Raw genomic sequence first — 13,717 nt, forward strand, 5'->3', positions numbered from 1 at the left:
CCAATGACCAATGCCCAATTTCCAATTACTAATTACTAAGATGATGAATCATTTAAGCCTCAAATCGCTGGCATTTTACGGGATTGCGATCGGATTAGTTTCACTGCTGTTTAAAGTAGTAACCGCTTATGGGGAAGCAAATTTAAAGGCTCCTCCGGCAATTGCGGGAAATTATCGCTTCGATCCTAAAAGTTTGCCCGAATGTCTGAAATCTGATGTTTTGGTATTGACAATCGAGCAATCGGGTGTTTATTTGAGCGGTAATTTGCGATCGGGCAGCAGGGAGGGCAGGGAAAAAACAGCCGAGGAGAGACCTTCTCTATTTGGTAAATGGGAAACTCAAGGATTGAACTTGTCGGGTGCGGTTGCTAATTTAGCTGGTTGCAGCGACTCCACCGCAACCGGTCAAAACAGTTCTGTTAAAATGCGCGCAATTGTGGAGCAAGATAGCCTCAAGGGAAAAATTAGCCTAACTGATAAGGCGGCGGCTAGTGATTTTATGGCTCAAAGAGAAGCAGCCACGAAACCCCAGAAGCAGGAACATTGATCGATCCCAATAGGAAATAAGCAATGGGAAATGGGTAATTCTTTGTGGCTTTCTGACTCTCCCCTTCTCCCCTAATGAAGCAAGGAATCACAAAGTGGCGGCGGGGTTGGGGGAATGGGCGATGAACTCCCGCTGGAGCTCGCCTGTGACGGTCGGTTGCTGCTAAATTAGAAAATATACCTAAAAGTCAATGATAAAAATAAAGTATCCCAGAGAAGTTCTTGGTTGAGAATTTGTCTTGCTCAAGACCCCCCGTGCCCGTATAGTTTGTTTGGAATGGATGTTGCCGTGATATTAATGCCGTCAGAAACTTCGCTTACCCAGTCAAACCCGTTAATTTTAGACAGTTTGCCAGACTTGTCGCCTTCCGATGGGGGATGTCCCCGCCGAGCCAGATTACAAATTGACTTGATGTTGCTGGCGATCGAAGCCTTGTATCTCGGAGGTGCTGAAGAAATGCTGGCCGTGTCAAAGGAACTGGAATTGGAATCAATTATCAAAAATCGGGTTGCCCTTTGGCTGATGCGGAATACTAACCCGCTGAGACGCTACACCCAGCGCCGCTCCCTTACCATTGTGGAGGCAAAAGCGCTGGTGGCGATCGCCTGTAATATGGCGCGCAAGTTAACCGCCACAATTCGGCAGTTGCTGCTAGACTCGCAGCAGTTGCGATCGAGAAATCTCCCCCTCAACCAGAACCAGCCGCTGGCCGAGTATTTAGAACGCTTTCGAGCTCACTTTAGATCGCGCATGAACCCCAAGCGATCGCTAGTTGCAGCTTACGATTCTGACGACAAGCTCAACGAACTAGCTTTGAACTTGTTGAGCAAACTGCTATTTTGTACAGGCACAGCCGGAATGCAGCGCTTCTGGGTTAGCCTGTTTGATGGAGAAGTTGAATAAAAAATGACTATTAGGCGTCAGTACAGTCTGCCAAATTGCACCCTGGTTCTAGAAGGGTTGAGCGATGGTTCCGCAGCCAGCCAGTTAGATATACGGCCGGTGCTTTCCATATTAATGAGCGCTGAATGCTATGTTACAGGTCTTGGCGAGCCCCTAAGCGGGGGACGAGATTTTTTTGAAAGCTTGGTGAGGGCCGTCAGCAGCTACGCTCAAGAATTTATGAGCGGAGTGCATTATCCCGATCGCTACGGCCCGAATTTGGGTATGGTGCAGTTACAAAGAATTGACGGGAACTTACACCGATTGACCGTTCTACCCGCTTCCACAGGCAGCCCAACCCAAATCGATCAAAAAACAGAACTGTCGGCAAAAGTAGATTTGACGACGGTACAGCTATTTGACTTGGTAGAGGCGATCGATCAGTTTTTTGCAGACACGCAGACGCTGCCGGAATTGTCGCTGCAATTAACCCCAATTTCCAGGCGTTACGTGAAGTCTGCCGAACCTTTGGCAAAGCGCAGTTTGCCTGCTGTCGTGGGGGTGTCGAGTTTGGCTTTGGCGGCCATGGCATTTTTCTTGGTACCGGTCCCCGAAGTGCAGCGCCAGAGAGATCCGGTGCCGCAGCCCAATCCCGCGGGCCAGAATCAGGGGACGCCGAATCCGGGCGGATCTGGTTCCCCGAATCCCAATCCCACGCCCCCTGCGGGCGGTTTGCTGCCTGGGACTCCAACTCCGAACGCTGAGTCGATTTCGCCGACTCCGAGCCCTGCGCCGCAGCCGGACGCTTCACCTAGCGCCACACCGCAGTCGAGTACTTCGCCGGAAAGCACGCCCAGTCCTGTTGCTGAAGGTTTGGCAAGCCCTGATGCAGCAAGTTTGCCAATTACCGATCCAGCGCAAATTGAGCTTTTGAGGGGCAAAGTTGCTCAGCAAATTGACGGAGTTGTGAAGAATCAGCCTCCGGTTGATGCGGAGTTGGTTTATCGGGTGAGTGTGGCCCAAGACGGGGCGATTGTCGGTTACAAGTCGGAGAATTCGGCAGCAGTCGAGAGATCCGAAACGCCGTTGTCCGAGTTGCTTTACAAACCGGTTGGCAGCAGGCCACCTGCGGAAGCGCTGGCTGATTTCCGTGTAGTTTTGGCACCAGACGGCACTGTTCAAGTCAGTCCTTGGTAAAGGTTGATTGTTGACTGTTGACGGTTGACTGATACAAAATCCCGTTTTCATGCCCCTTTTATTCTTTAGTCCCTCTCTGCTAGGACGAAAGTTTGTGTAGGATCGGTTTTAACCGCCGATTCTTATCAAGGGGTTTCTAACCCGGATTTGATATGATTCAAAGCCCTGTTGGTGCGATCGGTTCAATATCTGGGTCAAATCCCCCAACTTGATTGGTGCGAATTATCCACAAAAATGCTCCCTGTTTTAATAAAACTTTGGCGATTTCATCTTGGGTGCGCCTGGGCAACATTGTTCGGTAACTAATAGCAGCTTTTATCAGGTTTGCTATACCCACAAAAAAGGTTTTTTTCAGTTCAGAATCAATCCCCGCTAATCTCGAATTTTTGCGCCAATCTGGACGAACAATACCCAGGGGCATTAATACTTTTTCTAAACTCTCTCCTAATGCTACTAGCTGGTGAAACCTTTGGGTTTGTGCGTGGGTAGGATGTGTTTTTAGCCAGTCTTGAATCTGAGGATTTGACTCTATTTCGGAAGTAATTTTTTTAATTGTCGCGTAAATTGCCTGACTTGAATCTTGGACGCAAGAAGTTGCTGGCGTGACTAAACTTGCACCGGTGCCGTCTCCGCTGCGGTAGCGGGCCATCATGATATCTAGTTGCTGGTTTAATTCGGTTAAAGGCGACAAGGTGATGCCGTCAAAATCGTAGTCGCAACACACGCAGTCTAATTTACAGATGATATCGCAAACCGGGCGATCGCCCAACCAGCCGCGCTGCAAGTCTCCCATATAGCTTTGCCATTTGCTGGAACCTGCGACAATTCCGTCGGGATTGTGGGCGTAAACTTGTTTGTATTCTATGTCAAAACGCAGTTCGCTGGTAAAGCGATCGCGCACCACTTTTGCTACTCCGAAAGCAAAATGTCCGGTGACAATTCCCAGCGGTGGCCGTTCGCCTTTTTTGCCACCGATACCCCCGAAACTGTGAATCACTATCCCGATATCTCCTTCTTGCCAAGGAGAGATGGAAGCGTTTTCTATACCATCATTCGGGGTTAACAATACTCTTTTTACTTGCCCTTTTTGGGCTGGTGTATTTTCCCAATTTTTACTGTTTAAATAAGCGAGAGATTTTTTCAGTCCTAAATGTGTTTCATCTGGTGTTAATTGGGCAATTTTGCGGGGTTCGATTGCCTGCACTACAAATATACTGTCTTCGTCTCTTTCGCCGTAAATATACCAGCCGTCTGGATTTAATGGCGATTGTTCGATCAGGTGATTGGTAGACCTCGCTACGCCATTTTTGTCTGGCTGTATTTGTGGAATCCGAATAATTTCGGCGGCGCCGTCAAATTGTTGAGATGTTTTGTTGAAATGCCGAACAATAAATTTGTCGCTGTCGGGTTCTTTTCGCTGTAAAATTGATACTAAGGCGCAGAAACGTCCGATAATTTGTACTGGCTCGCGATCGATCGTGAGTTCCTGGCGATCGCTGCTGCTATAATTAATCGCAATCACGGGCCTGCGTAGCATCACAGTCACGCTGTCTTCTAGTCGGCTACCTGCTAGAGTTTCTAAAGGGCCGACATTTCGCCAGCCGTTCAATCTCTCTGGATGGATATTGCCAGATTTTTGACTTTTTTTAGTTTCTTGTGTGAAGTTTATATCTTGACTGACTGCATGGACAAAAAACTGTACTTCGCGATTTGTACTCCACTTCAAAAATGCTGTTTTGCCAATGAAATTTTTATATTTTTTTGGGGCATTTATTACTTCCAACAAAACTGTACCGTAAGGATGGCGCTGTTCGTTTGATGGCAAAATTAAGCGCCCGTGCCAAAGGGCGATAGGTTTGTAGAGATAGGAAACGGATGCTGAATTTTCGCAGATAGTCTCCGGCTCAAAAGCTATTGAAATATCGCTTTTTCCTCCAAAAATAGTAGCAGTTAAATTTCCATCACTTTCTACAAATCGGGGTTCTAAAAAAACATTTTCCGGTTGTGCAATGTTAGCGGTTAAATGACCATTGTTTCTTAGGGGCGAGCGTCTAAAGAGGTGATAGTTCTCGAATTTTACCTGCAACCAATTTAGAAAAATGCGAATAAAAATAAACGCTGTTAAACCAAAAACAACAGCTAAAATAATCAGCCCCAAGGTCAAAATGAATTGGTTGAAAGACTGACCTGATACTAAAAAAATTGTTGGCCCGATCAAAGAAAATGCCGCCATAATATCTAAAAACGAGTTTTAGGTTCGATCCAGTCTGTGCTGGCTTGACTGCCGAAAACTAGGGGTTTGTCCTCGGTGACAGGTACCGTTTGCCCTGTCATATCCACTGCACAAAGAGGCCAAGATCGATCGCCCAAATTGCCTGCGCGGAACAGAACTTTTCCGGGACAAACTTGACTCCAACCCAACAATACAGCATGAGTGTAAAGACTGCGAGCGGGAGCAACGGTATAAGTGTAATTATCATTTTTGTCCCAAATGACACCGTAGTCGGACATATCAGAAGAGTTGAAAATTGCTTCAAATTCGCGGGCGAGAATGCGGGAACCGTCTTGATTCCAAGAAACAGGCACTAAAATGGCGATCGTCCCGGACATATCTGTATCCTCGCTACCATACATCCCACTTTCCGCCAGTGGCGAAGCAGCCGCCACTGTTTGTAGTTCGCCGGTTTTGAGATTTTCCACAAACATGACGCTGCTAACCCGACACTGGGAGAATTCCGGCTGCACTTGCAACTCAATTCGACTGTAAGCTGCGTATTGGCCGTTAGTTGAAACTAGGGATGGACTGCGGTAATAGCGGAGGCCTGTGCCGGCAGTGGAGCTCACTTTAGCATGAGTGGCAGTAATCCATTCCCAAGGAACGGGATAAGGGCTATTTAAAGGGTCAGTCATCGGTTTTTTTTCCAAAAGTTTTACTGAATTATCCAACAGATTCAGACTGGCACGCAACGGACTAGAAACCCGGTTTCTGCCTCGATGCTTCGCCACCCAACCCCAGATTTATAGAAACCGGGTTTCTTTTTTAGATTTGAGATTGCAGGAGAAATCTCAAATCTAAAATCTCAAATTTCAAATCGGATAGGTAAGATAGTATCGAAATTAATCTGGTATGTACACTGAGAGGGATGAAATATGACGCGATCTTTTAACCAAAAACCTTCAATCCCCCCCACTCGCGTCTCCAAGTCGCGGGGAAAAGGTTTGCTTGTACTGTCGCTGATTTTTCGACTGCTGCTGCTGGGGGTGGGCAGCGGTTTTGCGTGGGTTCTGGGCATGGCGATCGCTCAAATTTATCCGTCAGGCGCGACGGAGATGCCGCTGGCAGAGAGATTGCTGCGTGTTACTCAAAATTTGACCTCCAGCCCGAAACGCGCCCCAGCAACGCCAATTCCTGCGCTCCCGCCCCCAACCGCTACACCTACTCCCCAGTCAAAAGTCAGTCCTGCCCAGAGAGAGAAATTGCAGTCGGATTTGAGACAGTTGCAGGGCGAACTCAACGCGCTGATTGGCCGCACGGCGGCTTTGGAGAGTCAGTTGGGCAGCAGCCGCCCGACTGAAACTTTGGAAAAGCGTTTGCAGTTGATGTCGCGGGAATTGGCGGCGCCGGAAACGGCGGCAAGTGTTGCCCCTGCTTTACCGGCGATCGGCAGCAGCCCGAGTCTGAACCCTGAAACGGTGAATACTGCCCCACAGAATACCAATAATCCGGTGTTTGGGGGGGATGGGCTGATGGTGACTCTACCCAGCGATGTTTTGTTTGATACTGGCAGCATTTCTTTGCGCGCGGGAACTAATGCGATTTTGGACAATTTGGTGGCGGAGTTGAGCAATCACGAGGGGGCAACTGTGCGCGTTGCGGGTCACACTGACGACGCGGGGGAAGCGGCGGACAATCGCAATGTGTCGTTTGCGCGGGCTCAGGCTGTGGTGCAGTATTTGTCTGGTGTGCTAGGTCAGAAGTATCATTGGGTGGCGATCGGCTATGGGGAAAGTCGCCCTTCGGTGGATAATAGTTCCGATACTAATCGGCAGCGCAACCGCCGCATTGAAGTGGCAATTAGTCCTTAGTCAGCGGACTTGTGGATACTAGATTTATTGCATGAATCTTTGATTGATAGTCAACCGCAGATGCAAGGCAGATAAACACGGATAAACGCAGATATTTTCCACAGAGGTGAGCGAATGCTTGCAATTGGGGTCTACTGTGTTGAATTCTCAAGGCGTAAGCTGCTGTTACGCTGAAGGTGTCAGAGGTGGCAAGTCAGAATTATTTTTAGCCCGATCTATTGCCTCTCGATGTTCGCTCCTAAGTTTGGGTTTTAAATACAAGTTTTCAATCAAAGCTGCCACTCCCGCAAACTAAGGTGGCACAATTACAGCTCCAATAATTCCTAATACTTGAACTCCTCCCAATACAGACAGCAATTGATATAAAGGATGCAGACCAACTGATGAACCCACCAGCAAAGGATCTAGTACGTAAGTTTCTAAATTCTGGATGATTACAAATAACAGTAATACCCACAAAAGTACCCAGCCACCTTTAGCTAATGCTACGATTAATGCTGGTACTGCTCCCAACACGGGGCCGATGAAGGGAATCAAGTTGGTAACACCTGCGATCGCACCCAAGCCTAAAGCAAATTCCGGCATTCCCAAAATGCTCAAACCTGTGGTAATAAATATCCCTAAAATGCCCGAAACTAAAACTCGCCCGCGAATATAGCTTCCCATTCTTTGACCAATTGGCGCCACTTGTGCGGCTAATCTTGCGTCCCAAGGTTTCGGAAAAAACTGCACCAAACTTTTGATTAATGTGTCGCTGTCGGCAACCATATAACCTGAAATAAATAATGCTAAAACTAGGCTGAAGAAACCGCCGAGAATGCCTCTGGTTAAGCTGTACGATCGCAAAACCAGTTGTTGGCTCGATCGAATCAGCCAATTAGTCAGCGATTGAGTGTCCACCAACTGACCCACCAAGGTTGGGGCATCGTCGGTTAGGCGACTCAATAAATTAGTTGCCACAGTTCGCAAACTTTCGACATAAACGGGTAGCTGCCGCAGCAGTAACTCTATTTGTTCGATTACCGTGGGCCCGATTAACACTACTGTCCCGCTAAATCCGCCGATGAGAGTTAAATAAACCATAATCACCGCCAGCCAACGGGGAGCCCGCATGGTTTCTGCCCAATTCACGATCGGGACGATCGAAGCAGCCAGCACAACTGATATCATTAGAATTACTAGCAGGCTCCGCAATTGCCACAGCAGCACTAGCAGCAAGGACGATGCTACAATTAGCAGCAAGTTAGGTAAAGAAATAGTTATCCGCTGTTCTGACATGATTAAGTAATTATATTTTTGGCTATCGTCTCACCCTTGATGTTATTATAATTTTTATAATATAAACAATATAATTAAGAATATGAATTCGCTGTTAAAACCCGTTGAATGGATCGGCAGTTCCTTCGACGGCTTGCGCGAGTTTCCCGAAGATGTCCAGCAAATCATGGGTTTCGCCTTGTACCGCGCTCAAGACTTCTCTACAGAACGCCTATTTAGTTTTCTCAACGCACTCGGCAGCAATGTAGAGATGCGTATTGCCCACTCACAACCAAATGTCCAAGCTCAAATTCGCATTGTCGTAGCATAGTACATTAAAAATTAAAAGATTAATATGCAGCCCCAATATTCCACCCAAGATTTGTCCGCCATTTCGTCTACAAAATCACCAACGCTCTTTTACGAATGGCAAAATTATCGCTGTGCTTATGAAGTTTATAACCCAACTACTGCGACAGAAGATAGCATCCCTTTGTTATTAATTCATCCGATAGGAGTTGGTTTGTCAAGAATCTTTTGGCATAGATTTTGTGAGAGTTGGTACAAAGCAGGGAACACTAATCCGATTTACAATCCCGACCTTTTGGGCTGCGGCGATGGCGAAATGCCGGCTGTGGCTTGCTATCCAGAGGATTGGGCCGCACAGTTGCTGTATTTCTTGGAAACTGTAGTCAAAAAACCTGCGATCGTACTCGTGCAAGGTGCTTTACTGTCTGTAGGCTTGGCTTTAGCAAAAATGCAGCAGGAAAGCGGCTCAAATTTAATTCGCGGGTTAGTTCTCGCGGGGCCTCCCGCTTGGGCGGTAATGAACAAACATTCGACAGAAAGACAGCAACGAATTGTCTGGAATTTGTTAAATTCTCCCTTGGGAAACGCTTTTTACCGCTACGCCAGACGCGCTGAGTTTTTGCGTTCTTTTTCAGTGAAACAACTGTTTGGCGATGCGGCAAAAGTTGACAGCGAATGGTTGGATGCTTTGCAGGCTGGGGCGGCAAATCCTGACAGCAGACACGCGGTTTTCTCGTTTTTAGCGGGGTTTTGGCGCCAGGATTATAGCGGTACGATTCAAAAGTTCGATCGCCCCGTACTCGTTGTGATGGGAGAAAAAGCCTCAAGCATCAGTCAAGCGGGTAAGGAAGAGAAACCGGATGAAAGATTAGCGCAATATTTAGCTTATTTTCCCAACGCTGAGGGTTTATTAATGCCGGGGCGCAATGTTTTGCCCTATGAATCAACAGCAGAATTTGTCGCGGCTCTTGCGGAGTTTGTCAATGGGAGTTTTTAACCGTAGATATCAACAGATGAACGCGGATGGAATTTCATCGGCGTTCATCTGCGGTTAAAAAACTCTAAATTTCAACTGCGATGCCAAATTGTTGTACCATCTTTTTGATCTATCAAAGTAATGCCCCGATCCTTTAGTTCGTTGCGAATGCGATCGCCATCAGCGAAATTCTTAGCTTTTCGGGCATCTTTCCGCTGCTGAATCATCGCCTCAATTTCCCCATCACTCAAACCGCCAGCCGCATCATTGCTATCACTTTCCGGCTGAACTTCTAAACCCAAAACCCCTGCCAAAGTTACCAAAGCCACCCATTTTTGCTGCAACAATTCCGGCGAAATTTCTGTTTTGCCTTGATGCACTAAAACATTGCTTTCCTTGCCCAATTCTTTGGCTAATTCAAACAGCACAGTCAAAGCAGCGGGAGTATTAAAATCATTATCCATAGCTGCTTGAAATTGCTGGACTAATGTGTTATTTTCTTCAGTCAATTTATCAATTTTCTCAACATCCCAACCCAGTTTTGATCCGTGTTGACTGCCAAAAAGTAAGCCTTCCTTAAGAGTGTGCCAGCCATTTTTAGCGGAGGCGATCGCCTCTTCGGTAAAATCAATTTGACTGCGATACTGCGCCATGAACACAAACAGCCTCACCGCCATCGGTTCTACCGCTTTTGACTTCTCGCTTTCTTCCAAAGCTGTATCGCCCGACCAATTCCCATCCAATAAATCGCGAATTGTAATAAAATTGTGCAAAGATTTCGACATCTTTTTGCCATTGACAGTCACAAAAGCATTGTGCATCCAATAATTAGCCAGGGACTTGCCCGTCGCGGCTTCAGATTGAGCAATTTCGTTTTCGTGGTGCGGAAAAGTTAAATCGGAACCGCCGCAGTGAATGTCAATTGTTTCACCCAAGCAATCGCGCACCATCGCCGAACATTCGATGTGCCATCCGGGGCGACCTTTTCCCCAAGATGAATCCCAAGCAGGTTCTCCCGGTTTAGCACTTTTCCACAGGGCAAAATCTGATGAATCTTGCTTTTTTTGAGCTTCTATTTCTGCAGTTTCCAATCTACCGCTAGCCCCAGCCTGCATTTCTTCCAACTTGCGGCCGGAAAGTTTTCCGTAATCTGGAAATTGCCTCACGTTGTAGTAAACGTCGCCGCCGGAAGCATAGGCATAACCTTTATTTTCTAATTCGTGAATCAGCCTTTTAATGCCGTCCATTGTATGGGTGGCGCGGGGATATTCATCGGCCCTGAGAATATTTAGCTTGTCCATATCTGCAAAATATTCCTCGATGAAGCGTTCCGCCACGGCTTCCATTGTGGAATTTGTTTCGCGGGCGCGGTTGAGAATTTTGTCGTCAATATCTGTAAAATTCTGCACGTAGCGCACATCGTATCCCCGCCACATCAGATAGCGCCGCACCATGTCCCAAACAATGTAAGCGCGGGCGTGGCCGACGTGGCAGTAATCGTATACCGTAACGCCGCAGCAGTACATCCGCACCTTTCCTGGTTCGATGGGTTCAAAAGGTGATTCACGACGGGTCAAGCTGTTGTAAAGCGTTAGAGGCATGGGATTTGAGATTTGGGATTGACGTACTGCTCTAATTTATTATATTGCTGTTGGTGAATCTTTCGGTGTCACTACGAAACATCTGTTAAATCTAAGACAAACCTTGGTAACACATCTTCCCCTGACAAAGTGCTGGGATTATCTAATATTTCCACATCCTGATTTTGTCTGTATATTTCGACTTGCTTATTTTTGCGATCGATTAACCACCCCAAACTTGCTCCATTCACGATGTATTCCCGCATTTTTTCTCGCAATGGTTCCCTGTTGTCAGATTTAGATCGCAATTCTACAACAAAGTCTGGACAAAGGGGAGCGAAACCTTCTTGTTCTTTGGGTGTGATAGTTTGCCACCGTTCTAATTTAACCCAGGAGGCATCTGGGGAGCGATCGGCCCCATTGGGCAGTTGAAAACTAGTAGAAGAGTCAAATACTACTCCTAGCTTGATTTGTCGATTCCACTGCTACAGTTGTCCTGACACATCTTGGTTGCGTTTGCCTGTATCGCTTCCTGTGGGGGGCATAACAATTAATTCTCCTGTAGCTGTTCTCTCTAGTCTTAACTCAGGATTGACGGCAGCAATTTGCTGGAACTATTCGTGAGTTACTTTGAAGGTTTGGGGAATGGTAATGGTGTTGTTGAGCATATTGTGCAGCCTCGCGCATCGGCTATTATCTATTGTACAGAGCCGAATACAGCAAATTCAATAATCTGCCAACGCCGATCGAACTCAATAATCGCTTTTAGTGAACCACCCCATCATTTTTTAACAATATTTTTTATACCAAAATCTGGAAAAAGTTATATATATATTCATTTATTAAAAGTCCTAAACTTTATTAATTTTTAGAGCGGGAAAATTTTTATCACTAGCCACCGGATCAACAAGATAACGAATCCTTTGTCAAAAACCGATTTTATCGATTGAACAAACAAGATTTTTCCAGTATTCCTCAACATCAGGAATAAAAGCTGTATTATCCACGGTTAAATCCTCACCTTGATCAGCAGGTAAAGTCATGTTCAGGCGAATAACACTCGCTTCTAGCCGCATTCGTCTTACTAACATTGTTTTCCTATCCAGCCGCTCAACTCTATATCAATTGGCTTTTTGGGCAATTTTTGGTGTGATTATGGGGTAGGGCGCATCCGTATCAAGAACAGCTTTTGTCCCACTATCTTCGACATAAACAACAATAATGAGTCGATTCGTTGGCTCGATAGTAATTGCCGGAATATAAGCATAATTAATCGCACCGCGCGCCAAATATTCTTCATCTGGGAATAGCTGTAGCTAATCATTCACCCGCTTTTACTGCTACCAAGTTACGGCGATATTTTTGCCATTTTTCTCTCATCCACTGGCGACTTGCTTGAATGTTTTTACGCTTTTATGCATCACTGGGACTAACAGTAACTTTTGAGGTAGCGAGAATGTAAGCATACCGATAAATCTCTCCATTGTCCGGGTAATGACGCGCCGCTTCTATGGAAATCTCCTGGGTACTTTGCCAATTGCCAATATCTAAAGCTGCATCCATTTCTGGGGTAAAATATTCTGCTGTTGTGTTGTTGATATAGCAATCCTAAATGATTTATGAGATAATAGCCACGATCGCTACATAATTTGTATATGTTAGAATAGTTAACGGAATTTATCCAATCTAATCCCGATCCGCGCGATTTGAAACGAGAAATTACCGTCTCTATGCAGCCCAAAGGATATAAGCAACGCGAGATTCAGGAATGTTTATCAGTGAGTTCTGGCTTTATTAGTAAATGGACTCAGATATTCACCATGCAAGGTGTATCTGCTCTGAAGCTGGCTTATAAGGGTTCCGTGGGATATTTAAAACTTGAGGAACGAGCAGCCATTATTGATGGGGTACGAAAAAAATATGGGAATTTAGGAGAACTAAAAGCTTATATAGAAGAGCGGTATGAGATTGTTTTTAGTTCTCAGCAAAGTTACTATGAGATTTTTGACTCTGCTGGTTTAAGCTGGAAAAAATCTCAAAAACGTAACCCTAAAACAGATCCTGAACTGGTCAAAAAAAACCTAAGAAGTGACCCAATGGTTATAGGCTCATCGCCAAGAAATCGAATCAGGTAAGTGGGGAGTTTTTTTTCAGGATGAATGTCATCTTCTTTGGGGAGATATCTGTGGGTATGTTTGGGGCAAGAAGAATCAAAGAGTGGAAGTCCCAATTGTGAATGAGAAAGAGCGACAGACTTACTTTGGTTCCGTAAATATTGCGACTGGTCAATGTCTAATTCAGGCATATCCAAAGGGAAATGGAGAACATACTATTCAATCTTTAAAGTATCTGATGAGCCAATATAAGGCTCAGCAGATAGCATTAATTTGGGATGGCGCTAAATATCATTCTTCAGCAGAGGTTAAAGATTTTTTATCAGTGGTGAATAATGGTTTAGATGAATCTAATTGGAAAATCACTTCTTTGAGATTTGCGCCCAACGATCCGACTCAGAATCTAATAGAAGATATTTGGTTACAAGCTAAACAATGGATTAAGGATTGCTATCATATGTGTAAGACTTTTGCTGCCGTCAAATGTATATTTAAGTTACTTACTCATTATCAGATATTTGATTTCGCTAAGCTTCACATTTATGGTAAATTCTCATAAATCATCTAGGACTACTATATTTGGTGTTATATTAGTTGATAGCTGGGGACTATTTGGGGTAGCTAACTTTTTGGCTGAAAGTCTTGCAGTTTGTCAGATCCCAAAAGACATATAGCACTACTAAACCAAAAGGCTTGACGGGGTGACAACCCCGTCAAAAGCTTGATAAAATCAAGGACATAGCCCTGTACCCCCTCTGGAAGAATGGCA

Annotated in this window: 14 protein-coding genes and 2 pseudogenes; 8 read left to right on the forward strand and 8 right to left on the reverse strand. The window is 45.6% G+C overall.

Annotation, left to right across the window (positions count from 1 at the left end; translation table 11 throughout):
• The first annotated feature begins 10 nt into the window (after nt 1-10).
• The 3 genes from QUA45_RS18810 (at nt 11) to QUA45_RS18820 (ending at nt 2,626) form a co-directional block, all read left to right on the forward strand.
• The gene (locus tag QUA45_RS18810; protein ID WP_333221825.1) at nt 11-547 is read left to right on the forward strand and encodes a hypothetical protein; all 537 of its coding nucleotides are present in this window, start codon (nt 11-13) and stop codon (nt 545-547) included.
• 297 nt (nt 548-844) lie between these two features.
• Nucleotides 845-1,450, forward strand: a complete 606-nt coding sequence (locus tag QUA45_RS18815) for a DUF3038 domain-containing protein (RefSeq protein WP_333150079.1) — start codon at nt 845-847, stop codon at nt 1,448-1,450.
• 3 nt (nt 1,451-1,453) lie between these two features.
• A complete protein-coding gene (locus tag QUA45_RS18820) occupies nt 1,454-2,626 on the forward strand; it encodes a DUF4335 domain-containing protein (RefSeq protein WP_333221826.1) in 1,173 nt (390 codons plus the stop codon).
• A gap of 157 nt (nt 2,627-2,783) precedes the next feature.
• Here QUA45_RS18820 and QUA45_RS18825 read toward each other — a convergent pair whose 3' ends face one another.
• Nucleotides 2,784-4,859, reverse strand: coding sequence for an abortive infection protein (locus QUA45_RS18825; protein ID WP_333221827.1), 2,076 nt, complete (start codon nt 4,857-4,859; stop codon nt 2,784-2,786).
• Between the two features lie 5 nt (nt 4,860-4,864).
• The gene (locus QUA45_RS18830; protein ID WP_333100249.1) at nt 4,865-5,536 is read right to left on the reverse strand and encodes a hypothetical protein; all 672 of its coding nucleotides are present in this window, start codon (nt 5,534-5,536) and stop codon (nt 4,865-4,867) included.
• Between the two features lie 240 nt (nt 5,537-5,776).
• On the opposite strand from QUA45_RS18830, the gene QUA45_RS18835 reads away from it, so the two are divergent.
• On the forward strand, nt 5,777-6,712 hold the full coding sequence (locus QUA45_RS18835) for an OmpA family protein (RefSeq protein ID WP_333100250.1): 936 nt from the start codon (nt 5,777-5,779) through the stop codon (nt 6,710-6,712).
• Between the two features lie 165 nt (nt 6,713-6,877).
• Here the strand turns inward: QUA45_RS18835 and QUA45_RS18840 are convergent.
• Nucleotides 6,878-7,990, reverse strand: a pseudogene (locus tag QUA45_RS18840) (AI-2E family transporter).
• Nucleotides 7,991-8,072: 82 nt separating this feature from the next.
• Between QUA45_RS18840 and QUA45_RS18845 the strand changes: the two are divergent.
• Complete coding sequence (locus tag QUA45_RS18845) at nt 8,073-8,300, forward strand: hypothetical protein (protein ID WP_333221828.1); 228 nt, start codon at nt 8,073-8,075, stop codon at nt 8,298-8,300.
• 24 nt (nt 8,301-8,324) lie between these two features.
• Entirely contained in the window at nt 8,325-9,275 is a 951-nt protein-coding gene (locus QUA45_RS18850; protein ID WP_333221829.1) for an alpha/beta fold hydrolase, read from the forward strand.
• A 71-nt stretch (nt 9,276-9,346) separates the two neighbouring features.
• On the opposite strand, the gene cysS is transcribed toward QUA45_RS18850, so the two are convergent.
• From cysS to QUA45_RS18875, 5 genes and pseudogenes are all read right to left on the reverse strand, one after another.
• Complete coding sequence (cysS, locus tag QUA45_RS18855) at nt 9,347-10,855, reverse strand: cysteine--tRNA ligase (protein ID WP_333221830.1); 1,509 nt, start codon at nt 10,853-10,855, stop codon at nt 9,347-9,349.
• Nucleotides 10,856-10,926: 71 nt separating this feature from the next.
• Nucleotides 10,927-11,439, reverse strand: a pseudogene (locus QUA45_RS18860) (Uma2 family endonuclease).
• Nucleotides 11,440-11,760: 321 nt separating this feature from the next.
• On the reverse strand, nt 11,761-11,925 hold the full coding sequence (locus QUA45_RS18865) for a hypothetical protein (protein WP_333221831.1): 165 nt from the start codon (nt 11,923-11,925) through the stop codon (nt 11,761-11,763).
• Nucleotides 11,926-11,955: 30 nt separating this feature from the next.
• Nucleotides 11,956-12,123 carry a hypothetical protein gene (locus QUA45_RS18870; RefSeq protein ID WP_333221832.1) on the reverse strand — a complete coding sequence of 56 codons (168 nt, stop codon included), beginning with the start codon at nt 12,121-12,123 and terminating at the stop codon, nt 11,956-11,958.
• A 124-nt stretch (nt 12,124-12,247) separates the two neighbouring features.
• On the reverse strand, nt 12,248-12,397 hold the full coding sequence (locus tag QUA45_RS18875; protein ID WP_333100257.1) for a hypothetical protein: 150 nt from the start codon (nt 12,395-12,397) through the stop codon (nt 12,248-12,250).
• Nucleotides 12,398-12,540: 143 nt separating this feature from the next.
• Between QUA45_RS18875 and QUA45_RS18880 the strand changes: the two genes are divergently transcribed.
• Both QUA45_RS18880 and QUA45_RS18885 read left to right on the forward strand, forming a co-directional pair.
• Nucleotides 12,541-12,969, forward strand: coding sequence for a winged helix-turn-helix domain-containing protein (locus tag QUA45_RS18880; RefSeq protein WP_333221833.1), 429 nt, complete (start codon nt 12,541-12,543; stop codon nt 12,967-12,969).
• Nucleotides 12,956-13,507 (forward strand): transposase, encoded by a 552-nt coding sequence (locus QUA45_RS18885; protein ID WP_333221834.1) that lies wholly within the window; start codon nt 12,956-12,958, stop codon nt 13,505-13,507. Before QUA45_RS18880 ends, QUA45_RS18885 begins: the two co-directional genes overlap by 14 nt.
• Nucleotides 13,508-13,717: the final 210 nt, after the last annotated feature.

It is taken from the genome of Microcoleus sp. Pol12A5, assembly GCF_036701435.1.
Taxonomy (GTDB): Bacteria; Cyanobacteriota; Cyanobacteriia; order Cyanobacteriales; family Microcoleaceae; genus Microcoleus.